The sequence below is a fragment of the Herminiimonas arsenitoxidans genome (assembly GCF_900130075.1).
Lineage (GTDB): Bacteria > Pseudomonadota > Gammaproteobacteria > Burkholderiales > Burkholderiaceae_D > Oxalicibacterium > Oxalicibacterium arsenitoxidans.
In genome coordinates, this window is the sequence record NZ_LT671418.1 from 3,594,726 (window position 1) to 3,616,214 (window position 21,489).

Below are 21,489 nucleotides of genomic sequence, written 5' to 3' on the forward strand. Positions count from 1 at the left end.
ATGAAGGGGTCTTGAATTAAAGGTTTAACGTCGTATGCTGGCTTATTTGCGTGCGATGCGTTTTAGAAAACGCATGAAGCTGCCGACCACGGGAAGCTTTTCGTACAACTCTTCTGCTGCATCCCAATAATCGCGATGAAAGTTGACGCGGCCATCAGGTGCGAAACGGAAGTGCGTAGCGCCACGTATGCATTGCTCTTCGTTCGCATAGCGCCGCATGTGGAATAGAAAATCCCAGCTCATGAATGCGCTATCGCCTTGCAATACCGTTGTTGTCACGACAAAGCGTGGATTTTCAACCTGCGTAAACATGTGAACGAAAAGCGGCATGATCGCGGGCAGGCCACGTACTTCATTGAACGGATCTTTGAAATAGGCATCAGCTGTGTATATCTGAGCTAGTTGCTCTTGCGCAGAGGCGACAGTCAAGGTCTGGAAAAAAAGCACGACGCGTCGCATGTCGGCTTCATAACTCAGATCCTTATGTACGGCATCATTCATAATCCCGTCCCTTTATGAATCGCCCAGAAGTAAAAGCGATACGGCAATAAGCGCAACAAACGCAGCCAATTGGTAAAGCGTCGCGGAAAGTGTATATGAAACTCACCACGCTCTATCCCTCCAACGAGTTGCTGCGCAGCCTCGCTTGCAGGAATCATTGCCGGCATAGGGAAATCGTTACCGGCTGTGAGCGGTGTATCTACAAAGCCGGGATTGATCATATACACGCCTATGCCACGCGGACGTAGATCCAGATATAGCGACTCACACAGATTGATCAGCGCTGCTTTGGTCGAGCCGTAGATCAATGCTTTAGGCAAACCACTATAACCGGCAACTGAGGCCACGATCGCTATACCGCCGCGACCTTGTATGAGCAAATCGGGCAGCACGACATCAAGGCAGTTAAGCGCGCCGCGCAGATTCAGATCAATCATGCGATTTGCCACGGCCAGATCGAAGGTGTCAGCGCGCATTTCGTTGTAAGCACCGGCAACGATGAGCACCAGATCCAGACCTTGCCATTGATTGTGTATCTGATCGTATGCAGCTTGGACTGTTGTGTGATCGACGATATCGAGTTCTGCAATCAGTGCATGTGGATGATGATTGGCAACAGTGCTGAGCAGATCGATGCGTCGTGCGGACAGTGCAACGCGTGCGCCTTTGGCTAATAGCAGTTTTGCTGTCTCCGCACCTATGCCGGTTGATGCACCTATGACCCACACACGCATGGCGGACCAGTTTGAAATTTCAGGATTCATGTGTGGCCTCCGATATTGCACAAGAATGCGTCAGCATGATCAAGGACGTTTGTTAAAAGAGAGTGTTATCTGGCCCAGAGCGATACCGAACTTGCTCATTGCAGCCCGATTCAACATGACGTGATCATCCATCAGATACATCCAGTCGTCGAAATGAACATCATAGACTTTGTCGTCTACCGGTAGCGCCAATACATATTTCCAGTGCAAGGCATTACCGGCAGTGATACCGATTGCTTCACCGACGACGTCTGGTGCCGTGCCGATGTAGCGATTTGGTGCCACCTTGCGCAAGGTCCATACGCGCTTTTGCTTGGTACCGTCCGAGTAAGTGAAGTCCTCATCCAGCGTGCCGACATCGCCTTCCCATTTGCAACGCATGACAACGGTGAAGCGTTTGACGACTTTGCCGGATCTATCTTGAAACATGCCCCACGCATCCAGCGTACCGTTGAAATATTGCTGCAGATCGAGCGTCGGTTTTTCATTTGCATAATCGGCTATGTCAGCACGAGTTGCGCACGAAGAGAGCAGGGCGATGGCAAGTAGCACGCCAAGAGTTTTTAAAAGTTTCATGTCATCTCCATGGAATTATTAGTTTTATGATGGCTGTTCAGATGTCGCGTAAGGGAGCGCGCCACAGAATGGCGGCGGCGGTTAATTTCAATATGCAGGGCAGCAATGCATAAGCGACAGACAAAGCATGTGCGCCGCTGTTATTGACGACACCGGGTACATATCCCAGTTGTTGCAGCAGTGGCAGCGAGATGCCAGCTGCCAGCGCAAGATTCATTTTTGTCGCCCAACTCCATGCGCCGAAGTAAGCCCCTTCGCGTTGCCCGCTATGTCCGGCTTTTGCGATGACAGCGGCGAGCAATGCAGGCGGCAATGCCAGATCGGCACCCAAGGTCAAACCGGACAAGACGCAGATGATGCCGAATGGCAGTGCAGCACCTGCGGATAAACCATACGCCCAGATGAATGCAGAAGCCGATAGCAGCATGGCGAGCAGCCATATTCTTGCTTCGCCATGCCGTTTTGCCAGTGCGACCCATAAAGGCATGGAGCAAGCCGCAGCGGCGAAATACAACATCAGAAACAAGCCGGCATAGTGCGGTAGCTGCAATTGGTCTTTTGCGAAGAATAGAAAGAGTGTGGCTGGAATCGACGCGGCGATGCCGTTGACGATCAGTACTGCAAACAGCCAGCGAAATCTAAGCGTATGAAAAGGTATCAGCATCATTTTCCAGCTACTTTTCAGTGCCGGCATGCGTAGCGGTTCCGGTGCCATCTTCAACAACACAATGCTGCAGATGAGTAGTGTCACGATAAACGTGCCGGATAACCAATCAAGTCCCAGCAGTCCAGTTAGCGATGCTGCCAATATCACGCCGACCAAACCACATCCTTCGCGCGTCGCGGTCAGACGCGAACGTTCATTTAATTTTTGTGTGAGTGCAGCGCCCCAGCTTTGATGGGCTATCGTTGCCAGGCTGAAGCCGACATACACCAGTAACAAGGTTGCCATGAACCATGCAAGGGCGGCGTTGCGTGCGAGTTGTGGCGGATGGAAGAGGGCAAGAAAACCGAACGCCAGAAATGGCAGTGCAATTAAAATGAAACGGCGATAACCATGATTGCTCTTGCTGTGATCTATCCACATGCCGATCAGCGGATCGATGAATGCATCGAACACGCGTGCGATGAGCAAGGTGGCACCTATCAGTGTCAGCGACAAGCCGAAGCGTTCAGAATAGAACTGCGGTACATAGACGTAAATCGGTAGTGCAACAAGCGCCAGCGGTAGGCCGAACAAGCCGTAAGAGAAATAGGACGAGAGCGAGAGCTTGTCCATCAACGTGGTGCAGCATCGGCCAGCAGCGCAGTGCGGAGTTGCGGTGCTGTTGTATTCGGATCCAGCCAGATGGCAAAAAATGCCTGTGCGAAGGCTGGGTCCATGATGTCGCCTATGCGCTTTCCATCCAGATAAAAACGCACGCCTTCGTTCGGAAGATAGATGCCGGTGAGATGCGTACCGTCGCTGACATCAGGAAAAATTTTCTCCATCTGGCTTAGCCATTCTGTGCGTTGCTGTGCGGAACCCAGACCCAGTTTTTGCATTTCGTCACGGCTGGCTTCGGCAATCTTGCTGCCTTGCAGTTTGCGGGCGTAGCGCAGGTCGAGTGCATATCGGTTAGCGGTAGGCGCGTTGCTGTTATATCCCTTTTCGCTTACCCAAAACTGCGCATCGTAAACTTTTAGACCAAACCAGCGAAAGCTGCCTTGTCCGCTCAGATACGCCTGAGTTAGTTCTTTCTGTATATGTGCAGGAGCAACGATGCTGGCGGCGAATGCCGTCAACATGCAGGCACAAGCCAGCCACGCAAGTACATACTTGTAACCATGCGCTGCCGGTTTTGTGGTGTTCATGATTTTTCAAGCGTGAACTGGGCTACATCTATACTTTTTGCACGGAATCCTGCTTCGCAATACGCCAAATAGAATTCCCACGTCCGCATAAAACGATCATCGAAACCTTGTGCGTGTACTTGCTGATTCTGTTCTTTGAATGCGTGCCGCCATGCTTGTAGCGTGCGTGCATAGTCGAGGCCGAATTTGAATTCATTCACTACACGCAGGCCGTATTTTTCAGCCTGCTGACGGAACACTTCTGGTGAAGGCAACATGCCGCCGGGGAAGATGTATTGTTGTATGAAGTCTGTGCCTTTGCGATAGCGTGCAAACAAGGCGTCGTCGATCACGATGGTCTGAATACAGGCTCGCCCTTTAGCTTTTAGATTGCGTGCGATGCATTCAAAGTAGCTAGGCCAGTAAGCTTCGCCTACGGCTTCGAACATTTCTATCGATGCGATGGCATCGAACTGGCCATGTGCATCGCGATAATCCTGCAAGCGCAAGTCGGCCTTGTCTTGCAATCCAGCAGCGGCCAGACGTTGTTGTGCAAACTCTAGTTGCTCGGTCGAGAGCGTGAGTCCAGTAACATGCGCTGATTTCTCGCACGTGGCTAATTCTGCAAAGCCGCCCCAGCCGCAACCGATTTCCAATACGCGTGCCTGTGGTGCCAATGCCAACTCGTCCAGAATACGGCGATACTTGGCCGTTTGCGCATCCTGCAAGTTGTCGTTTTCCTTATCCGCGAATAGCGCGCTGGAATACGTCATCGATGGGTCCAGCCATAACTTATAAAAATCATTGCCGATGTCGTAGTGCGCGTGGATATTTTTGCGGCTGCCGTTGCGCGAATTACGGTTGAAGACATGTTTGATGCGATAGAACAGATTGCCCAGCCATGTGCCGTAAATGACGGATTCCACCGCCTCGCGGTTACGGACGAATAGTTCGATCAGACCGGGCAGATTATCGGTGGTCCAATTTCCGTCTATGAAGGTTTCGGCAAAACCGATATCGCCTGATTTCAGCGCAGCATTGAAAATATCCAGATTCTTCAGCGTGATGGTCACGGGATGCGTGTGGTCGCCGAAGTGCATGGACTGGCCATTTGGGAACTCCATGCGTAAGGCACCGTACTCAAGCTTGTGCAATAGCTGAATAATGAATTTGACCTGCGATGGCAGGCCATCCGTGGCGGAAGGTTCCGCTGCTGCTGGGAATCGGATCGATTCTGGATTGAATGATTTGCTGGTCATTTGCTCAACTCGCTGGAAGGTGGGATGGGTTTGGCAAAAAATGGCAAGCGTTTGCGCCAAAGCTTGAACGCTTGCCAATGAATTTTTACGATCACGCCTATGGTCATCAATGGGTAAAAGAAAAATGCGCGCAGGATGAGTGCATTCGACAAGGCATGTGAGGTGCCGGAAATGCTGGTCAGAATTAACGGGCCATGTGCATCGTCATGATCGATACGCGCAACGGTGCGCTCGACGGATTTGCCATCTTGCTGCTGTGATGTACGCATGAAGCGGAAACGGTAGCTGCCATCGACTGAACAGAATGGCGAGACGTGGAATATCTTGCGTGCAGTGAGTTCTATGCCATAAGGCATGGCTTCGCCGGTATCGAGTAAATAGCAATGACGTTCGCCAAAGGTATTGCGTACCTCGGCCAGCACCGCGCGCAAGCTGCCATCCTGTCGATGACAAAACCAGAACGACACTGGATTAAATACATAGCCCAGTACACGCGGAAAGGCTTGCAACCAGACTTCTCCATCTGCATCTGTGATGCCTTCACGTTGCAGCAGCGCATCTATCCAACTGATTAAAGATTGCTGCCCGTCGCCGTGATCCTTGTCCCAGAACGACAGTAAATTAAAACGGTTCTGTGAGAAGAGCACAGGATTTGATGGCGCTTGCTGTGCCATAGCACGTAAAGGCAGGCGCATGAAGTACACGCCATAGTTAAACGCGTGCTGCACCGGCCGCAGACGCGTGTGCTGCACTTTGCCGAAGCAGAGTTGAGCGGAGTGTAGGGTGCTGTCCATGAAGTACTCAGGCGGCGCAGTGCTGCATTGAAGGGCTGGCGCTTATGCGCATGATGTCGTGCGCGACCGCCAAGCCGGATTTCAATCCATCTTCATGAAAACCGTATCCAGTCCAGGCACCGGCAAACCATGTATTTTGCTGACCTTGAATGGAAGCGAGTTTGTGCTGCGCAGCGACCGCTGCTGAATCGAACACCGGATGCGCATAATCAAAGCTGCCAAGGACGCTGTCTGCTCGTGGCGCATGAATAGGATTCAGTGACACGATGACCGGCTGTTTGAATGGCAATGGTTGAAGCTGGTTGAGCAAGTAATGCACGCATACGCGTGGCTCTTTACCTGATTCGCTTTGGTAATTCCATGCAGACCAGGTTTTACGATTCTCTGGCAGGCAACTTGTATCGAGATGCAATACCGCGCGATTGGGCTGATATTTGATGGCGGATAGCAGATCACGTTCTGCGATCGTTGCATCCTGCAGCAATTGCAGAGATTGATCGCTATGACCAGCCAGTACGACGTGATCGAACATGTGCGTGCCGTTACGCGCCTCGATTTTGATCATGCTGATATTGTCTAGCGTGGCACGATGTACCGAGATGACAGGGGTGCGCAGATACTTGCGAGGAATGTCTGCCAGCATCTTTTCAACATAGTGGCGTGCACCACCTTTTACCGTTTGCCATTGCGGTCTATCGTTGACTTGCAACAAGCCGTGGTTATGGCAAAAGCGGATGAACGATGTAATCGGGAAGGCCAGCATTTGTTCCGTCGGGCAAGACCAAATGCAACCAGCCATCGGTAGCAGATACCAATCGCGGAATTCCTCGCTGTAATGATGTTGCTTCAGATAAGCGCCGAGCGAACCTACGTCAACGGTTTGGTCACTGACCGCTAATGCGGTGGCTTGCTGATTGAAGCGGAGAATGTCGCGCAGCATACGGATAAAGCGGGGGTTCAAAAGATTGCGACGCTGCGCAAATACCGCATCCAGATTGCCGCCAGCCCATTCCAACGTACGTTTGCCTAGCGGCAGCTTTACGGAAAAGGACATATCGGTCGCGGCCGTTTCCACATCCAGTTCGGCAAACAGCTTGGTCAGTTGCGGATAGGTTTTGTGATTAAAGACGAGAAAGCCGGTATCTACACCATGCTTTACGCCATCGAGCGTGATGTCAACCGTATGCGTATGGCCGCCAAAATAGTCGTTTTCCTCAAACAAGGTGACGTCATAACCGGAACGTGACAAGCGCCAGGCACAAGACAGGCCGGAGATTCCAGATCCTATGACGGCGATTTTCATGTGAGCTCCTTGTGTTTTGCTGATGAATCAATGCCTGAACTAAGGTGTTCAAGGCTGCACTTTTGAGTGCCTCATCAGTAATACGTAGGGCAAGGGCTAACGGATTCAGAATTATGTAAAAACTACAAATATCTCCATATCTGCTGTCTATAAAGAAAAGAAGCCATTCGATCGGGGCCAACTAACTGCTGGGAGGTAGTGATCACAACGCCTTGCGGGATGAATAGCGGCGCACCGTGTAAAATCTCGGAATACAGAAAATGGTGGAAATGCATTAATGAATTACAAGAAACACAACATGGCAGACGGCACTAGCGTCAATGGACGACGCATTAGCGTCGCCCCGATGATGGACTGGACAGATAGGCATTGCCGCATGTTCCATCGGCAAATCACGCGCCATACCTGGCTCTATACCGAAATGGTCACGACCGGTGCCTTGTTGCACGGTGACGTGCCACGTCATCTGGACTTCAATGATGAAGAGCATCCAGTTGCACTGCAGCTAGGTGGTAGCGAGCCGGCAGATTTGGCCAAGAGCGCCAAGCTGGGCGAGCAGTGGGGCTATGACGAAGTTAATCTGAATTGTGGTTGTCCATCCGAGCGTGTGCAAAAAGGCGCATTTGGTGCTTGCCTGATGAGCGAGGCATCGTTGGTAGCGGATTGCGTCAAGGCGATGCGTGATGTGGTGTCTATCGATGTGACGGTCAAGCATCGCATCGGCATTGATGACATTACTTCGTATGATTTCGTGCGTGACTTTGTCGGTACGGTTTCGGAAGCTGGATGCAATACCTTCATCGTGCATGCGCGCAACGCGATTCTCAAAGGACTCAGCCCGAAAGAAAATCGCGAGATTCCTCCTCTGCGTTATGAATACGCATATCAGCTCAAGAAAGATTTCCCTGAGCTGGAAATCATCATCAACGGCGGTGCCAAGACAGTGGCAGAAATTGACATGCATCTTGCGCATGTCGATGGCGTGATGATAGGTCGCGAGGCGTATCACAATCCCTACTTGATGAGCTCATTCGATGCACGTTACTACGGTGACGATGCCATGCCGAAAACGCGTGCCGAAGTGCTGCAGGCGATGATGCCGTATATACGCGAGCAATTGGAAAAGCACGGCAAGAGTGAGAAGGGCGGCGGCTTGAAATTGAACAGCATCACACGTCACATGCTGGGCTTGATGGCCGGTTTGCCGAATGCGCGTGGGTTCCGTCAATCTTTATCAGACTCCAAAAAACTGGCCTTGGGTGATCCTGATTTATTGCTGCAAGCACTGGCACGTATGCAGCCATTGGCAGCTTGATTGCTGCATCTTCTCAGTTGCTCTATTCAGAGTAGCGGCCAATAAAAAATGCCTGATGATTTCAGGCATTTTTTCTAATATTTACCTCTGTAAATTCTACAAAACGTGTAAATGTTGCCGATGTTTTTTATCGTTTGAAATCATTCGATTTCTTTCCGAACCTTCTTAAAAACGAGTGGTCAAGAAGATAACGTATTTGTTTTCGAGCAGATTGCATTGAGGCAAATCGGATCATCAATTCACACGCTATATGAATTCTTTGCTTCTGATCAAATAAGTGATCGAGCAGGTGAATTTGTTATTCCCTGAAAGGAAAAACACGATGAATACATTATCAAATCGTTCAAAAGTAGCGATTGCAGGTTCACTCTTGGCAGTACTGTTTGCCAGCGGATGCGAACGTCGTACGCCAGAAACAACAGGATCAGCTGCACCTAGTGAGTCGCCAGCGACGACAGGTGTAACGCCGCCAACAGCAGTTCCAGATACAGCGCCAGCCTCGCCAGCGCCGATCACATCAGGCGATATGTCTGGTGACCATAAAACAGTCGGAACAGTTGTGGATGACACCGTCATCACCACCAAGGTGAAATCGGCATTACTGGCTGATTCAGACGTAAAAGGTCTGGACGTCAATGTTGAGACATCGCAAGGGATAGTCAGCTTAAATGGTGCGGTGAATAACCAGACGCAAATCGATCGGGCAGCGAAAATTGCGAGCGGTGTCGAAGGCGTAGCCTCGGTGCTGAATAATCTGACGATTAAAAAGCAGTAAGCGATTCACTCTGCAAGCAAATGTGTGCAGAGTATTGATGCAATAAAAAAGAGCGTGAATTAATTCACGCTCTTTTTTTTCAGCCCATGGTCGAGTGGCTTATTTGCCTGTTGCTGCATCCTGTATTTTTTCGCCGCCGCGTTGTACGTCTTCGCCCATACCTTTAAACGTATTGCAGGCACTCAAACCAACGCTCATAGCGAGAAGACATACGATGGAAATAATTTTTTTCATGATGATTTTCCTTTCAGGTTTAAGAGATGAGCGTAGGAACGCCTCCTCGACTTCCTCGGACTCAGTGTATCCGGGAACGTTCTAGCCGCTTTTCCAGATGGTTAAGTGGCTTACTGATTGGACATGTAATTGCTATAAAGTTCACTAAATAAATGCTGTCCAGAAAGGGAAGCATAGCAATCAATTGATGAAAGACAAGCAATTAATATTGCTTTGTGGCTATCTAGTTACTAGGCAAGCCTACATTCAATCATTTTCAAATGGGAAATGATTGTTTATTAGCAATCTTTTCTATGTCAGCGTGTTTGTCATGTTTGCATGGCAATGCTGGGATGCGCACAACAATTTCCGCGTTTATATATGCAGTTTTATTCGTGTTCAATGCCTGAAGGCGACTCCTATAATCAAAACCTGTTCGAGGCGTAGCCCCATCATTGAGTAGGCTCAAATGGGTGCGACGTTTATTCCCGGGCTGAACTCACTGATTATTGCGCCATGACTAAACAACGTCCTTCATTAGAACTGGTTATTCCTGCTCCCGTCGGGACGTGGGGCCTGGATAACGTCGTCAAATCCTTACGCCAATCGCGTGAAGAAACACACAATATTCGTTACCGTGGTCAGATACGCGAACTACCCTCGCGCGAGGCCCTGGAGAAAATTCTTGATGGCTTGTCGGCTGCGCTATTTCCAACGCATTACGGGCAACCAGTATTGACGGATGAGAGCATCGATTACTTCGTCGGCGACAAACTCAATATTGCCTTGAACGATCTGGCCGAACAGGTCAGACGCGGTTTGTTGTTCGTTTCCCGTCAGGGCGACGATGCAGATCAGCTCGTCGTCAAGGTTGCTAGTGACGCGCGCGATCTGGATCTCGAAGCGATCGAAATCACGCGTAATTTCGCTGCTCAACTGCGGCATATTCGCGATCTGCTTGTGACCGATTTGCAAGCCGCTTATCACGGTGATCCGGCAGCGCACAGCGTATCGGAGATACTGGTTTGTTATCCCGGCATGACGGCGATCATTTATCACCGCTTTGCCCACGCGCTACATAATTTAGGCGCACCTTTCCTCGCGCGCTTGATCTCGCGTATCGCACATTCCAGTACTGGTATCGATATACATCCAGGTGCAGAAATTGGTGGAAGCTTCTTTGTCGATCACGGTACCGGCGTGGTAATCGGCGAGACGGCGGTGATCGGCCAGCGCGTACGACTTTATCAAGCAGTCACATTAGGTGCAAAACGTTTCCCCGCAGATGAAAACGGCACACTGATCAAAGGTAATCCACGTCATCCTCTCGTGGAGGACGATGTTGTTGTGTACGCAGGTGCCACAGTGCTGGGTCGCATCACGATAGGTTCAGGGTCAACCATAGGCGGTGGCGTCTGGCTCACGCATAGCGTACCGCCCGGCAGCAATATCACGCAGGCACAAACGCGTAATCACTAAAGCATTTCCTGCTAGTTGCAATTTGATATGAAGAGACCGATGCCATCAGCGATGGCATTTTTTGAGAAAATTATTCTCATCGCAATGGATGCGTAGAAAATGAAAAACGTAAATTAAAAACCGAATATGGTTACGCGGAATGATTCGTTTGCGGCGCTAACCATGGCAGATAAACTTATTTCATTATCTGCTAAGCACATGGTTTTTAATAATGTCTGCTCTTTCTGTTACCGAAGCTGTCACTGATTTCAACATCCTTCCTTTTGAAGCGCCGCTGGGTGCTGAGTTGATCGGACTGGATCTTGCGCGCGAGATCGATGCTCCCGATTTTTCGCGCATACATCAAGCGCATCTGAATCATTATTTGTTGGTGTTCCGTGATCAGCGCATTACACCTGCACAGCAAATTGAATTCAGCCGTCGTTTTGGCGCATTGCAGATTCATGTGCTGCATCAATTCCAATTGCCGGGCCATCCAGAAATATTGATCATTTCCAATATCAAGGAAAACGGCGAGCCAATTGGCCTCGGTGATGCCGGTCATTTTTGGCATTCTGATTTGTCGTATGTCGATGTACCTAGCTTGGGTTCGATGTTGCATGCGCAAGAGTTGCCAGCAGAAGGCGGCGATACCTTATTCGCCAATATGCATCTCGCGTGGGACACCCTGGACGCGCATCTGAAGGACAAGATTATTGGTTTGAAAGCCGAGCATAGTTATCTGGCGCAGTACGCTGAATTGCAACGTCGCAATCCGTGGCGTCCTAATCTGACTGCAGAACAAATCGCAAAGGTAAAACCGGTACTGCAACCCGTAGTGCGTACGCATCCAGAAACAGGTCGCAAGGCTTTGTTCGTCAGCGAGCATTTCACTACACGCATAGATGGTCTGCCAGAAGATGAAAGCCGTGATCTGCTCAATCAGCTATTCACACATAGCGTCAAACCTGAACACGTCTATCGCCATCGCTGGCAGCCGCACGATCTGATTTTTTGGGACAACCGCTCGCTAATGCATTTGGCTGCAGGTTGTCCGGAAGATCAGCGTCGCAAGCTGTACCGCACCACGATAGAAGGCGATGTGCCGTTCTAAGTTTTATTCCATTATCTTTAATACCGGAGTTTCCATGCCTCATTTGAATCGCACTTATCGTGCACCAAGTCGTCGTTGGTTAGGCGCTGCTTTTAGCGTAATCGCTGTAGCCACTGCTCTGTTGTCAGCTTTGCCGGCGCGTGCCGAAGGCAAGATCAGCATCGCGCAACAATTCGGTATCGGCTACCTGATTCTTGACGTAGTACGCGATCAGCAATTGATCGAGAAATACGGCAAGCAGCAGGGCATCGATATTCAAGTAGATTGGGCCAGCATCTCCGGCGCGACGGCGATGAATGAAGCTTTGCTGGCTGGTGCGCTCGATGTAGTGTCGGCCGGTGTGCCGCCTATGTTGACGATGTGGGATCGCACGCGTGGCAAGCAAAACGTCAAGGCAGTTGCTGCGCTCGGCTCCTTGCCTAACTATCTGTTGTCGAACAATCCTACTGTGAAAACACTGAAGGATTTGAGCGACAAGGATCGCATCGCTGTACCTGCCGCTGGTGTTGGTTTCCAATCACGTACTTTGCAGATCGAAACGGCGCGTCAGTTCGGTAAAGACAACTTCAAGAAATTCGACAATATCTCGGTGAGCTTGCCGCATCCAGATGCGACTGCTGCATTGATCGCTGGTGGTTCCGAGATCAATACGCATTTCTCCAGCGCACCGTTCTACTACCAGGCATTGGCAGCGAATAGCAATGTGCATAAAGTGATCAGTTCTTACGATATTCTCGGCGGCCCTGCGACCTTCAACGTGCTGTACACCACGCAGAAGTTCCACGATGAAAATCCTAAGACCTACAAGGCTTTCTATAGCGCGTTGGTGGAAGCTGCACGCTTGATCAAGGCTGATAAGCCTAAGGCAGCAGATACCTTCATCCGCATCCAGAAATCCAAGCTGTCGCCTGACCTAGTACGCAAGATTGTTGAGGATCCGGAAAACGACTTCACCGTGTCGCCGCATCGCACCTTCGTCTATGCCGAAGAGTTGCGCAAGCTGGGTGTCATCAAAAACAAGGCAGCATCGTGGAAGGATTACTTCTTCGAAGAAGCCTACGCGCAACCAGGTAGCTGATTTCATGCGCATCCATTTCTCATTACCTGTCGTGATAGCAGCTCGGGCGGAGATTGCCAGATGAACAGTACAGTCGCCTTGCGCAATATCCCCGGATTTATTCCGGCTACGTCCACGCGCGAAATCGATAGCGGGAAACGCGATGCAGAAGCGGTAAAGGCTGGTGTGCCTTTGCTGCAAGTGGATGATGTCAGTTTGGAATATAGAACACGCGAACGCGTGGTACGCGCCACGCATCGTGTCAGCTTCGATGTGCATGAGGCGGATCGCTTTGTCTTGCTGGGCCCATCGGGCTGCGGCAAGTCAACCTTGCTCAAGGCCGTAGCCGGCTTTATTCCGCCAGTTGAAGGCGAGATTCGTCTCGATGGACGTACGGTGACTGCACCGGGACCGGACCGCATCGTCGTGTTCCAGGAATTCGATCAGTTATCGCCATGGAAGACGGTTAAACAAAACGTCATGTTCCCGCTGCAGGCTTCGCGTACCTTGGGCAAAAAAGAAGCCGAAGAACGCGCCTTGCATTATCTGGACAAGGTTGGCCTGACGAAGTTTGCCGATGTTCATCCACATCAACTCTCAGGCGGTATGAAGCAGCGTGTCGCGATTGCACGTGCGCTGGCCATGCAACCGCGCGTATTGCTGATGGATGAGCCGTTCGCAGCGCTGGATGCACTCACACGCCGCAAGATGCAGGAAGAATTGCTGCAACTGTGGGATGAAGTGCGCTTCACCTTGCTCTTCGTCACGCACTCGATTGAAGAAGCCTTGATAGTCGGTAATCGTATTGCATTGCTGTCGCCACATCCTGGTCGTATGCGTGCTGAAATCAATAGCCACGATTTTTCCCTAGCCAGCTCAGGTAGCGAAGAATTTCAGAACACGGCACAGCGCATACATCGCATGTTGTTTGATGAAGAGCAGGAAGGCAGCACTACATCATGAGTAATATATTGAATCCGCCGATTCGTCCTGAATACGAACTTAGGTTGGAACCTTTTACTGAACTGCCGGTTGAACGCCAATTGCCGTTTGCAGCACGTCTCTGGACGCAGGGTTGGCTGCGCAAGAGCTTGATTCTAGTGGTGCTGGCTGTGTTGTGGGAAGTCGTAGCGCGTTGGCAAGATAACGAGTTGCTGCTGCCAACTTTCATGGCAACGGCGCATGCACTGGTAGAAGGAATCAGTAGCGGTGAATTGATCGATAAGGTAGGGATATCTTTATCGGTTTTGTTGCAGGGATATGCGATCGGTGTACTGGCTGCTTTCCTGTTGACAACCTTGGCTGTCTCTACGCAGCTTGGGCGCGACTTGCTGGATACACTGACCTCGATGCTGAATCCGTTGCCTGCGATCGCATTGCTGCCGCTGGCCTTGCTATGGTTTGGGATAGGGCGCGGTAGTTTGGTCTTTGTGCTCGTGCACTCTGTACTGTGGCCTATGGCGCTGAATACGTATGCAGGCTTCCAAGGCGTGCCGGAAACGCTGCGCATGGCGGGCCGTAACTATGGTTTGCGAGGTATTCCTTATGTATTACAGATATTGGTGCCAGCGGCGCTGCCTGCGATTCTGTCAGGTTTGAAAATCGGCTGGGCATTTGCATGGCGCACCTTGATTGCGGCGGAACTAGTGTTTGGTGCATCGTCAGGCAAGGGTGGCCTCGGCTGGTATATCTTCCAGAATCGCAATGAGTTGTACACCGATAAAGTATTTGCCGGATTGGCGACTGTGATTTTGATCGGCTTGCTAGTTGAGAATATCGTGTTCCGTAGTCTGGAAAAAGTCACAGTGCAACGCTGGGGCATGCAGCGTTAAACAATGTGATCAAAATAAAAAACCGCTTTTCAGCGGTTTTTTATTTTGTCGCGACTTCTTTGCCAAAGCCTGCATCACTCGATATTTGCAAGGCGCGTGCCTTGAGCGTCTTGGCTGTGGTGCCCTGCAAATCGTCATCCAATATACCCATAGGCCCCATCACCGTGATAGCGGCAATCATCTCACCCAAGTGATCGAACACTGGTGCCGACAGCGAAGTGAAGTGCGGCAACAAGGCATCGCGGCAGCGGCTCAGACCGTTTTCTTTCACGCTGGCCAGCATCTTCTCTATATCGGCTGCCGATTGCGGCAAATCGGAATGGCTAGGTGGATGCTTGTCATCCAGATTGATCTTCAATTCCTGTTTCAGCAACTCACCGGTAATCGTGCGAGGTAGATGCGCGAGGAAGTTGCGGCCCAATGCTGAATTCAGCAAAGGCAGTACGCTGCCTACTCGCAATTCCAGAATAGGACGGCTGGCACCGCCTTCGATACGATAAACGATAGTTGGGCCGCGATTGCCCCAGACGCCGAGGAATACCGTGTGGCCGACAGTAGCCGCTAGTTCTGCCATCACAGGACGCGCAGAGGTAAAGACATCGAATTGTTCCAGCGCAGCCATCCCCAACTTCAGCGCATAAGGGCCGAGACCGTAATGACCGCTATCGGCTTCTTGGCGGATCACGCCCACTGCCTGGAAGCTGACCAGATAGTAATGCACATTTGCCACAGCCATTCCTGCACCTTCGGCAATTTGGCGCAAGGGCATCGGACGTCCTGCAGTACGCAGTACATCCAGTATGCGAAATCCTATTTCTATAGATTGAATGCCACGTCGCTTGGAGTGTGCAACTGCTTCTTTGTGGGGCGCAGTTGCGCGCGCTTTTGGTGCTTTTGCGGCGGCAGTTTTTTTCGCGGGCTTGGCGGCTGGTAGCGCAGCGGCGGATTTTACTTTTGGCATTTTTCCAACATAAGAATGAAATAAGGGCTCGCGCAAGCATAGCAAATTACGGGCGCTTCCCTCTGAAAAAGGGACATTACTGCTTGCGCATGATACAGAAAATAAATTGGCACTTTAATTTGATAATGTTATATTCATTAAACAATATCAAATATTGGCATGCATTTTGCTGAATCTCTCAAGCCAATTTAACTAGGAGGAGTCATGACTGCAGCATCTGTAACCCACGCCGAGGCGGATGTATTTACCGCCAAGGAAGAGCGTCAAGTTGTTCTAGCCTCAACCTTGGGGACCATCTTCGAGTGGTACGATTTTTTCATCTATGGCGCGCTCGCGATCTTCATGAGCTCGGTCCTGTTCCCGCCGGATAATCCGACTGCCGCATTGCTAGCATCGTTGGGAGCCTTGGCTGCTGGCTTTGTGGTTCGCCCTATCGGTGCTGTTCTCTTCGGTTATCTGGGCGATCGGCTCGGTCGAAAACATACCTTCCTGCTGACCATCATCATGATGGGCGGTAGTACTGCGTTGATCGGTTTTCTGCCGAGCTACGCTTCGGTTGGTCATGCAGCGTGGATTTCGCTGGTGGTGTTGCGTCTGGTTCAGGGGCTGGCAGTTGGCGGTGAATATGGCGGTGCGGTGATTTATGTCGCTGAACATTCGCGTCCGTCACGCCGTGGTTTGCTGACGGGTTGGATTCAGATTACGTCGTCGATGGGCCTGATCCTTTCCATTGCCGTGATCCTCGGTACGCAGGCGACGATGGATATGGCTTCCTTCAAGGAGTGGGGCTGGCGCGTTCCTTTCATCATCTCGATAGCGATGCTGATTTTCTCGGTTTATGTACGTGCCAAATTGCATGAATCGCCGGTGTTCACACGTCTGAAAGCACAAGGACGTTTGTCGAAGAATCCAGTACGCGACACCTTCTTCAAATGGCCGAGCCTGAAGATGATTCTGCTGGCTTTGTTCGGTGTGACTGCAGGTCAGGGCGCTACTTACTTTACCGGCCAGTTCTACGTGATGATCTTCTTGCAGCAAGCGGTGATGATCGATCAACGCACTGTGTACACATTGATTTGTATAGGCTTCTTGATTGGCGCTCCTGCCTTTGTGTTCTTCGGATGGTTGTCTGATCGCTTGGGACGCAAATGGATCATGATGGCAGGCTTGTTCATCGCTGCGCTGTGCTATCGCCCTATGTTTGCCTCCTTGATGGAAGCTGGCAATCCAGCACTGGCTGCTGCAACCTTGTCGACGCCGGTGACTGTACATGCGAATGCCAAGGACGGTGCCTGCAACTTCAGTATCAGTGCTTCGCTGATCAGCGCGCATCCTGATCACGCCAAACCTTGCGTACAAGCTAAGAAAATGTTGGTCGGTAACGGTATCAATTTTGAATATGCAGATCCGATTGCCGGGCAGGCAGTGGCGATGACAGTAAAAGGCCAAACCATCAACGGCTTTGATGCAAAAGCTTATCGTGCTGCGCTGACTGAGGCTGGTTATCCAACCAAGGCAGATCCTGAGCAAATCAATAAAGGTCGCATCGTTTTGTTGCTGGTCTTGATGACGATTGTGGTCGCGATGGTGTACGGTCCGGTTGCTGCATATCTGGTTGAGTTGTTCCCGGCGAACATTCGCTACACGGCACTGTCGTTTCCGTATCACATCGGTGCGGGTATCTTTGGTGGCTTCCTACCGTTCTTTGCGACTTATCTGGCACTGGCGGGCGGCAACGTGTTTGCCGGGCTGTGGTATCCGGTCGTGATCACTGCGGTGACTGGCATCGTAGGTAGTCTCTTGCTGCCGAATACGAAAACTGCGGCCAAAGATCTTTAATCAGACAGGATTTGATATGACTATCTTTAAGGTAGCGGTTGCGCAAGCCGCATCTCATCCAACTAATGCGCAGGCATCCACGGCGAAAGCCGTGGATTTGATCAAGCAGGCACATCAGGCAGGCGCAAGCCTGCTGGTGTTCCCTGAGGCTTTTCTCGGTGGTTATCCGAAAGGTGCTTCTTTCGGCGCGCCAGTCGGTATGCGTAAACCAGAGGGGCGTCAGGCGTATCTGGATTACTTCAATAGCGCGATAGACTTGAACGGCCCAGAAGTAGACGCGATTGCTGACGCAACGCGTGCCAGTGGCATGTTTGCTGTGATCGGTTGCATAGAACGTGATCTGGGTACTCTGTATTGCACGGTCTTGTTCTTCAATGGAGAGAAAGGTTTGGTCGGCAGGCATCGCAAGCTGATGCCGACTGCTGGCGAGCGCTTGATCTGGGGTTTTGGTGATGGTTCGACGATGCCGGTATTTGATACACCATTGGGCAAAATCGGTGCTGTCATTTGCTGGGAAAACTATATGCCCATGCTGCGTATGTATATGTACAGCCAAGGCATAGGCATCTACTGTGCACCGACGGCCGATGATCGCGATACCTGGGTACCGAGCATGCAGCATATTGCGCTGGAAGGGCGTTGCTTTGTACTGACGGCTTGCCAGTACATCAAACGTTCCGCTTATCCTGCGACGCATGAGTGTGCCTTGGGCGACGATCCTGACACTGTATTGATGCGTGGCGGTAGTGCGATTATCGATCCGTTGGGCAAGGTGTTGGCAGGGCCGAATTTCGAAGGTGAAGCTTTGCTTTACGCCGAGATCGATACTGACCAGATAGTGCGTGGTAAATTTGATTTTGATGTGGCCGGACACTATGCACGTCCTGATGTGTTCCAGCTCGCCGTTGATACTCGTGCCAAATCTGCCGTGACTATTCAGCAAGACAATATGGAGTAGACCAAACAATGCAATTCGATATGGAGCAATTGTCTGCCGATAACCGCTACAAGTTGTTGACTGCGACGGTGACGCCACGCCCCATTGCCTGGGTAACCAGTAGATCAGTAGACGGTGTCGTGAATGCCGCACCTTTCAGTTTCTTTAATGTGATGGGACATGAGCCGCCTACCGTCACGCTGGGCTTGTTACGCAAGGCTGGTGGCGGCTACAAGGATACGGCAGCGAACATTATGGCAACCGGTGAGTTCGTGATTAACCTGGTATCGGAAGCGATGGCAGAGAGCATGAATGAAACCTGCACAAATGCTCCTCCAGAGATTGATGAACTCGAACTGGCTGGCTTGACTGCAGTGCCATCCATTGTGGTGGCTCCACCTCGCATCGCAGGATGTCCTGTCTCGTTTGAATGCCGTAGCTTGTCATCCATCGTGACTGGGCCGTGTCAGGTCATTGTTGTGGCTACTGTTTTGCATGTGCATATCGAAGATGAATTTTTGATCGATGCAGAACGCTGTCACGTCGATACGCCGGCGCTGAAGCTGGTCAGCCGTATGCACGGTAGCGGTTGGTATGCACGTTCGACGGATCTTTTTCAACTCGCCAGACCAAGCTACAAGGAAAAGTGAGTAGGGGAAGTGCAGCATCTTGCTTAGCTACAGTTTTTAATAAGAGCCACGATAGAGAAATTTATCGTGGCTTATTTTTAATGTGAAAAAAATGAGAGCGTACATGCGATGTAGATGATTTTCGTCATATTGATATCGCAAAACATTCGTTTGTTTTTTCGCTGAAATTCGTAAGATGAATTATCTGCTCCAAGACGAAGCATTGCTTGGCAACGGAGAGTTATCTCACATCGAACAAACAAAGGATAGAAAATGGCGACGCATGATCTGACTCTTCTTCCGCACACACCGCGTTACGCAGACAGAAAGATTTTCCGCAGGCGTGCGATCCTTGATATGGGGCGAAATCGATACTCTCACGCGAGGACGATTGATATCTCGCCGCATGCCTTGAGCATCATGGTTGAGTCACCGCTTTCTATAGGTCATACCGGCAGTATCGCCTTCAACATTACTGTCGATCAAAAAACGATGCCGTTAGAATTCAAGGGTAAGGTCAGTTATTGCGTGCTGGTTGGCACAGAGGGATTCAGAGTCGGCTTTGAATTGGCCTCACGTGGCGATGCCGGGCACAAGAAGCGCATTGAACAAATCATGGAGACATTGGCGTTTTAATGTTTGTGCTCTTGTGGTTGTGAGTAGCTCCAGCTTGATGCGATACAAAATAGATGCAAGTGGCACTGCTTGTTTATACTAAGACGTCTCCGTAAGGAACATTTATGAGAAACGCACGGTAGCAAGCACTGCTGCGATTGCCAAATTTTGCATGGGAGAGTTCATGAAATCACATTACGAAACGTATAAGGGCTGGAGTGTTGCTGTCCAGGTATCTGCGCACATGTCGCGTATTGATACTGAGAGAAAAGAGGGCGCATATATTCCACGTATCATCGTGACTGAGCATATCGGCACCGACTTCAAGGACAAGGAAGTCCCGGATGGCCATTCGTATCCAACGCCGGAAGAATGCATTGCACAGGGCATCCTGACAGCACATGAATACATCGACCGGAAGACAGAGAAAATTGCTGCTTGAGTTTGCTTGATGTCGGTAATCGACAGCCTGCGCGAAGAAATATCGATGATGAAGACGTGATGTAAAAATCACAAATAATCTGGCGTTGTAAAAACTCCAAAATTATTGCTTGCGGAGCAGAGTAATCACTACGAAGTGAGCGGACAAAACAAAAAGGGTTGCAATTTCTTGCAACCCTTTTTATCTACTGCTTATTCGTGGTAGGCCGTGCGGGATTCGAACCTGCGACCAACGGATTAAAAGTCCGCTGCTCTACCAGCTGAGCTAACGACCCGAAAGAAAGCTATTATAGAGAACCTTTATGGCCTCTGTCAATCACATCGCGACTTTTTATTAATGTTTCTTGCTTCAGTCGCGTTGCTCTTTTAATTGCCTTGTTTTTGCAACAAGGCGCTAGTCTAATCGCAATCCCTAGCGTGTAGCAACTGCTTCTTTAAATAAAAAATCGCCCGACTGGCGGGCGATAGATGATCTGGTGAAAATATCAGCTGCTGGCTTGATGCATACATGCCGTGGTGCTGATTCTTTTCCTGATTATTTGAAGTTGGCTAGACGCTCTTTTGCTGTTTGTGCTGCGGGCGCGTTTGGATATTTTGCTACCAGTGACTCCAAGGATTTCTTGGCGGCTGGTCTATCTTTCAATTCCGTATATGAGCTGGCGATATTCAATAAAGCATCGGCAGCTTTTGGATTGTCAGGATATTTTTTCAACAGCGTTTGCTGTGCTGCGATCGCATTTTTGTAATCGCGTTGTGCATAGTATGCATTGCCGATCCAGTATTGCGCCGAAGGTGCGTACGCAGATTCTGGATAGCGTTGTATGAAATCGGAAAAAGCTGCACCAGATTTTTTGTAGTCGCCAGCTTTGAAGAGGGCGAGTGCATTATCGTATGAGCTTTGTTCTGATTGCCCAACCATCGCATCCTTGCCGTCAACGGCAACGACTTGCGGTTCCAGCTTGCGCAAACGATTATCGAGATCGACGTAGAAATCTTTCTGCCGTTGCTGCAGGTTGGAGACTTCATTTGATAAAACTTCGATCTGACCATTCAGGCGAGAAATCTCTTGCTTCAATTGCTCGTTCTGATTGGATAGATTAAGTACGGCTGACGATTCAGCTTTGCTTTGCTGGATCGCATCAACTTTGCCGCGCAAGTCTATGATCGCCTTGCGTGCCTCATCGTCGCCAAACAGCGCAGCATGCGCTGATAGCGACGCACAAGAAAATGCGGCCATCAAGGCCGCAATAAGGGTTTTTTTAATCATTGGCTG

23 protein-coding genes and 1 tRNA gene are annotated in these 21,489 nt (G+C 50.4%); 12 read left to right on the forward strand and 12 right to left on the reverse strand.

Annotated features, from left to right (window positions below; translation table 11 throughout):
• Nucleotides 1–42: 42 nt before the first annotated feature.
• Genes BQ6873_RS16975 through BQ6873_RS17010 form a run of 8 tightly spaced genes read right to left on the reverse strand, consistent with a single transcriptional unit; the run spans nucleotide 43 to nucleotide 7,030 of the window.
• Complete coding sequence (locus BQ6873_RS16975; protein ID WP_076593712.1) at nucleotides 43–501, reverse strand: nuclear transport factor 2 family protein; 459 nt, start codon at nucleotides 499–501, stop codon at nucleotides 43–45.
• Nucleotides 498–1,265, reverse strand: a complete 768-nt coding sequence (locus tag BQ6873_RS16980; RefSeq protein ID WP_076593713.1) for an SDR family NAD(P)-dependent oxidoreductase — start codon at nucleotides 1,263–1,265, stop codon at nucleotides 498–500. Before BQ6873_RS16980 ends, BQ6873_RS16975 begins: the two co-directional genes overlap by 4 nt.
• A 39-nt stretch (nucleotides 1,266–1,304) precedes the next feature.
• On the reverse strand, nucleotides 1,305–1,841 hold the full coding sequence (locus BQ6873_RS16985) for a DUF3833 domain-containing protein (protein WP_076593714.1): 537 nt from the start codon (nucleotides 1,839–1,841) through the stop codon (nucleotides 1,305–1,307).
• A 37-nt stretch (nucleotides 1,842–1,878) separates the two neighbouring features.
• A complete protein-coding gene (locus BQ6873_RS16990) occupies nucleotides 1,879–3,120 on the reverse strand; it encodes an MFS transporter (RefSeq protein WP_076593715.1) in 1,242 nt (413 codons plus the stop codon).
• The gene (locus BQ6873_RS16995; protein ID WP_076593716.1) at nucleotides 3,120–3,695 is read right to left on the reverse strand and encodes a chalcone isomerase family protein; all 576 of its coding nucleotides are present in this window, start codon (nucleotides 3,693–3,695) and stop codon (nucleotides 3,120–3,122) included. Before BQ6873_RS16995 ends, BQ6873_RS16990 begins: the two co-directional genes overlap by 1 nt.
• On the reverse strand, nucleotides 3,692–4,933 hold the full coding sequence (locus tag BQ6873_RS17000; protein WP_076593717.1) for an SAM-dependent methyltransferase: 1,242 nt from the start codon (nucleotides 4,931–4,933) through the stop codon (nucleotides 3,692–3,694). Before BQ6873_RS17000 ends, BQ6873_RS16995 begins: the two co-directional genes overlap by 4 nt.
• Nucleotides 4,930–5,727, reverse strand: a complete 798-nt coding sequence (locus BQ6873_RS17005; protein ID WP_076593718.1) for a DUF1365 domain-containing protein — start codon at nucleotides 5,725–5,727, stop codon at nucleotides 4,930–4,932. The genes BQ6873_RS17000 and BQ6873_RS17005 overlap by 4 nt, the downstream gene beginning before the upstream one ends.
• Nucleotides 5,728–5,734: 7 nt before the next feature.
• Nucleotides 5,735–7,030 carry an NAD(P)/FAD-dependent oxidoreductase gene (locus BQ6873_RS17010; RefSeq protein WP_076593719.1) on the reverse strand — a complete coding sequence of 432 codons (1,296 nt, stop codon included), beginning with the start codon at nucleotides 7,028–7,030 and terminating at the stop codon, nucleotides 5,735–5,737.
• A 298-nt stretch (nucleotides 7,031–7,328) separates the two neighbouring features.
• On the opposite strand from BQ6873_RS17010, the gene dusA reads away from it, so the two are divergent.
• Together dusA and BQ6873_RS17020 are read left to right on the forward strand one after the other, a co-directional pair.
• On the forward strand, nucleotides 7,329–8,345 hold the full coding sequence (dusA, locus tag BQ6873_RS17015; RefSeq protein WP_157889238.1) for a tRNA dihydrouridine(20/20a) synthase DusA: 1,017 nt from the start codon (nucleotides 7,329–7,331) through the stop codon (nucleotides 8,343–8,345).
• A 322-nt stretch (nucleotides 8,346–8,667) separates the two neighbouring features.
• The gene (locus BQ6873_RS17020) at nucleotides 8,668–9,120 is read left to right on the forward strand and encodes a BON domain-containing protein (protein ID WP_076593721.1); all 453 of its coding nucleotides are present in this window, start codon (nucleotides 8,668–8,670) and stop codon (nucleotides 9,118–9,120) included.
• A 99-nt stretch (nucleotides 9,121–9,219) separates the two neighbouring features.
• Here the strand turns inward: BQ6873_RS17020 and BQ6873_RS17025 are convergent, their stop codons facing one another.
• On the reverse strand, nucleotides 9,220–9,354 hold the full coding sequence (locus BQ6873_RS17025) for an entericidin A/B family lipoprotein (protein WP_076593722.1): 135 nt from the start codon (nucleotides 9,352–9,354) through the stop codon (nucleotides 9,220–9,222).
• A gap of 495 nt (nucleotides 9,355–9,849) precedes the next feature.
• Here BQ6873_RS17025 and epsC point away from each other — a divergent pair, with 495 nt between their 5' ends.
• From epsC to BQ6873_RS17050, 5 genes are all read left to right on the forward strand, one after another.
• Nucleotides 9,850–10,812, forward strand: coding sequence for a serine O-acetyltransferase EpsC (epsC, locus tag BQ6873_RS17030; RefSeq protein WP_076593723.1), 963 nt, complete (start codon nucleotides 9,850–9,852; stop codon nucleotides 10,810–10,812).
• A 211-nt stretch (nucleotides 10,813–11,023) separates the two neighbouring features.
• A complete protein-coding gene (locus BQ6873_RS17035; RefSeq protein ID WP_076593724.1) occupies nucleotides 11,024–11,905 on the forward strand; it encodes a TauD/TfdA dioxygenase family protein in 882 nt (293 codons plus the stop codon).
• Between the two features lie 34 nt (nucleotides 11,906–11,939).
• On the forward strand, nucleotides 11,940–12,983 hold the full coding sequence (locus BQ6873_RS17040; RefSeq protein WP_076593725.1) for an ABC transporter substrate-binding protein: 1,044 nt from the start codon (nucleotides 11,940–11,942) through the stop codon (nucleotides 12,981–12,983).
• Nucleotides 12,984–13,043: 60 nt separating this feature from the next.
• Nucleotides 13,044–13,925 (forward strand): ABC transporter ATP-binding protein, encoded by an 882-nt coding sequence (locus tag BQ6873_RS17045; protein ID WP_083664501.1) that lies wholly within the window; start codon nucleotides 13,044–13,046, stop codon nucleotides 13,923–13,925.
• Complete coding sequence (locus BQ6873_RS17050) at nucleotides 13,922–14,794, forward strand: ABC transporter permease (RefSeq protein WP_173830609.1); 873 nt, start codon at nucleotides 13,922–13,924, stop codon at nucleotides 14,792–14,794. The genes BQ6873_RS17045 and BQ6873_RS17050 overlap by 4 nt, the downstream gene beginning before the upstream one ends.
• Before the next feature lie 40 nt (nucleotides 14,795–14,834).
• Here the strand turns inward: BQ6873_RS17050 and BQ6873_RS17055 are convergent, their stop codons facing one another.
• Complete coding sequence (locus tag BQ6873_RS17055) at nucleotides 14,835–15,755, reverse strand: IclR family transcriptional regulator (protein WP_083664502.1); 921 nt, start codon at nucleotides 15,753–15,755, stop codon at nucleotides 14,835–14,837.
• A gap of 204 nt (nucleotides 15,756–15,959) precedes the next feature.
• Between BQ6873_RS17055 and BQ6873_RS17060 the strand changes: the two genes are divergently transcribed.
• The 5 genes from BQ6873_RS17060 (at nucleotide 15,960) to BQ6873_RS17080 (ending at nucleotide 20,217) form a co-directional block, all read left to right on the forward strand.
• Nucleotides 15,960–17,594 (forward strand): MFS transporter, encoded by a 1,635-nt coding sequence (locus tag BQ6873_RS17060; protein WP_076593727.1) that lies wholly within the window; start codon nucleotides 15,960–15,962, stop codon nucleotides 17,592–17,594.
• Nucleotides 17,595–17,610: 16 nt separating this feature from the next.
• Nucleotides 17,611–18,552 (forward strand): carbon-nitrogen hydrolase family protein, encoded by a 942-nt coding sequence (locus tag BQ6873_RS17065; RefSeq protein ID WP_076593728.1) that lies wholly within the window; start codon nucleotides 17,611–17,613, stop codon nucleotides 18,550–18,552.
• 8 nt (nucleotides 18,553–18,560) lie between these two features.
• Nucleotides 18,561–19,181 carry a flavin reductase family protein gene (locus BQ6873_RS17070; RefSeq protein ID WP_076593729.1) on the forward strand — a complete coding sequence of 207 codons (621 nt, stop codon included), beginning with the start codon at nucleotides 18,561–18,563 and terminating at the stop codon, nucleotides 19,179–19,181.
• A 252-nt stretch (nucleotides 19,182–19,433) separates the two neighbouring features.
• Nucleotides 19,434–19,796, forward strand: a complete 363-nt coding sequence (locus tag BQ6873_RS18080; RefSeq protein WP_157889186.1) for a PilZ domain-containing protein — start codon at nucleotides 19,434–19,436, stop codon at nucleotides 19,794–19,796.
• A gap of 163 nt (nucleotides 19,797–19,959) precedes the next feature.
• Nucleotides 19,960–20,217 carry a hypothetical protein gene (locus tag BQ6873_RS17080; RefSeq protein WP_076593731.1) on the forward strand — a complete coding sequence of 86 codons (258 nt, stop codon included), beginning with the start codon at nucleotides 19,960–19,962 and terminating at the stop codon, nucleotides 20,215–20,217.
• A 198-nt stretch (nucleotides 20,218–20,415) separates the two neighbouring features.
• Here the strand turns inward: BQ6873_RS17080 and BQ6873_RS17085 are convergent.
• Together BQ6873_RS17085 and ybgF are read right to left on the reverse strand one after the other, a co-directional pair.
• A tRNA-Lys gene (locus tag BQ6873_RS17085) sits at nucleotides 20,416–20,491 on the reverse strand.
• A gap of 260 nt (nucleotides 20,492–20,751) precedes the next feature.
• A complete protein-coding gene (gene ybgF, locus BQ6873_RS17090) occupies nucleotides 20,752–21,483 on the reverse strand; it encodes a tol-pal system protein YbgF (protein ID WP_076593732.1) in 732 nt (243 codons plus the stop codon).
• Nucleotides 21,484–21,489: the final 6 nt, after the last annotated feature.

Bases quoted from the DNA above. Each gene is read 5' to 3' on its own strand.
- BQ6873_RS16975 (WP_076593712.1), bottom strand. From the start codon at position 501: ATGAATGATGCCGTACATAAGGATCTGAGTTATGAAGCCGACATGCGA.
- BQ6873_RS16980 (WP_076593713.1), bottom strand. From the start codon at position 1,265: ATGAATCCTGAAATTTCAAACTGGTCCGCCATGCGTGTGTGGGTCATA.
- BQ6873_RS16985 (WP_076593714.1), bottom strand. From the start codon at position 1,841: ATGAAACTTTTAAAAACTCTTGGCGTGCTACTTGCCATCGCCCTGCTC.
- BQ6873_RS16990 (WP_076593715.1), bottom strand. From the start codon at position 3,120: ATGGACAAGCTCTCGCTCTCGTCCTATTTCTCTTACGGCTTGTTCGGC.
- BQ6873_RS16995 (WP_076593716.1), bottom strand. From the start codon at position 3,695: ATGAACACCACAAAACCGGCAGCGCATGGTTACAAGTATGTACTTGCG.
- BQ6873_RS17000 (WP_076593717.1), bottom strand. From the start codon at position 4,933: ATGACCAGCAAATCATTCAATCCAGAATCGATCCGATTCCCAGCAGCA.
- BQ6873_RS17005 (WP_076593718.1), bottom strand. From the start codon at position 5,727: ATGGACAGCACCCTACACTCCGCTCAACTCTGCTTCGGCAAAGTGCAG.
- BQ6873_RS17010 (WP_076593719.1), bottom strand. From the start codon at position 7,030: ATGAAAATCGCCGTCATAGGATCTGGAATCTCCGGCCTGTCTTGTGCC.
- dusA (WP_157889238.1), top strand. From the start codon at position 7,329: ATGGCAGACGGCACTAGCGTCAATGGACGACGCATTAGCGTCGCCCCG.
- BQ6873_RS17020 (WP_076593721.1), top strand. From the start codon at position 8,668: ATGAATACATTATCAAATCGTTCAAAAGTAGCGATTGCAGGTTCACTC.
- BQ6873_RS17025 (WP_076593722.1), bottom strand. From the start codon at position 9,354: ATGAAAAAAATTATTTCCATCGTATGTCTTCTCGCTATGAGCGTTGGT.
- epsC (WP_076593723.1), top strand. From the start codon at position 9,850: ATGACTAAACAACGTCCTTCATTAGAACTGGTTATTCCTGCTCCCGTC.
- BQ6873_RS17035 (WP_076593724.1), top strand. From the start codon at position 11,024: ATGTCTGCTCTTTCTGTTACCGAAGCTGTCACTGATTTCAACATCCTT.
- BQ6873_RS17040 (WP_076593725.1), top strand. From the start codon at position 11,940: ATGCCTCATTTGAATCGCACTTATCGTGCACCAAGTCGTCGTTGGTTA.
- BQ6873_RS17045 (WP_083664501.1), top strand. From the start codon at position 13,044: ATGAACAGTACAGTCGCCTTGCGCAATATCCCCGGATTTATTCCGGCT.
- BQ6873_RS17050 (WP_173830609.1), top strand. From the start codon at position 13,922: ATGAGTAATATATTGAATCCGCCGATTCGTCCTGAATACGAACTTAGG.
- BQ6873_RS17055 (WP_083664502.1), bottom strand. From the start codon at position 15,755: ATGCCAAAAGTAAAATCCGCCGCTGCGCTACCAGCCGCCAAGCCCGCG.
- BQ6873_RS17060 (WP_076593727.1), top strand. From the start codon at position 15,960: ATGACTGCAGCATCTGTAACCCACGCCGAGGCGGATGTATTTACCGCC.
- BQ6873_RS17065 (WP_076593728.1), top strand. From the start codon at position 17,611: ATGACTATCTTTAAGGTAGCGGTTGCGCAAGCCGCATCTCATCCAACT.
- BQ6873_RS17070 (WP_076593729.1), top strand. From the start codon at position 18,561: ATGCAATTCGATATGGAGCAATTGTCTGCCGATAACCGCTACAAGTTG.
- BQ6873_RS18080 (WP_157889186.1), top strand. From the start codon at position 19,434: ATGGCGACGCATGATCTGACTCTTCTTCCGCACACACCGCGTTACGCA.
- BQ6873_RS17080 (WP_076593731.1), top strand. From the start codon at position 19,960: ATGAAATCACATTACGAAACGTATAAGGGCTGGAGTGTTGCTGTCCAG.
- ybgF (WP_076593732.1), bottom strand. From the start codon at position 21,483: ATGATTAAAAAAACCCTTATTGCGGCCTTGATGGCCGCATTTTCTTGT.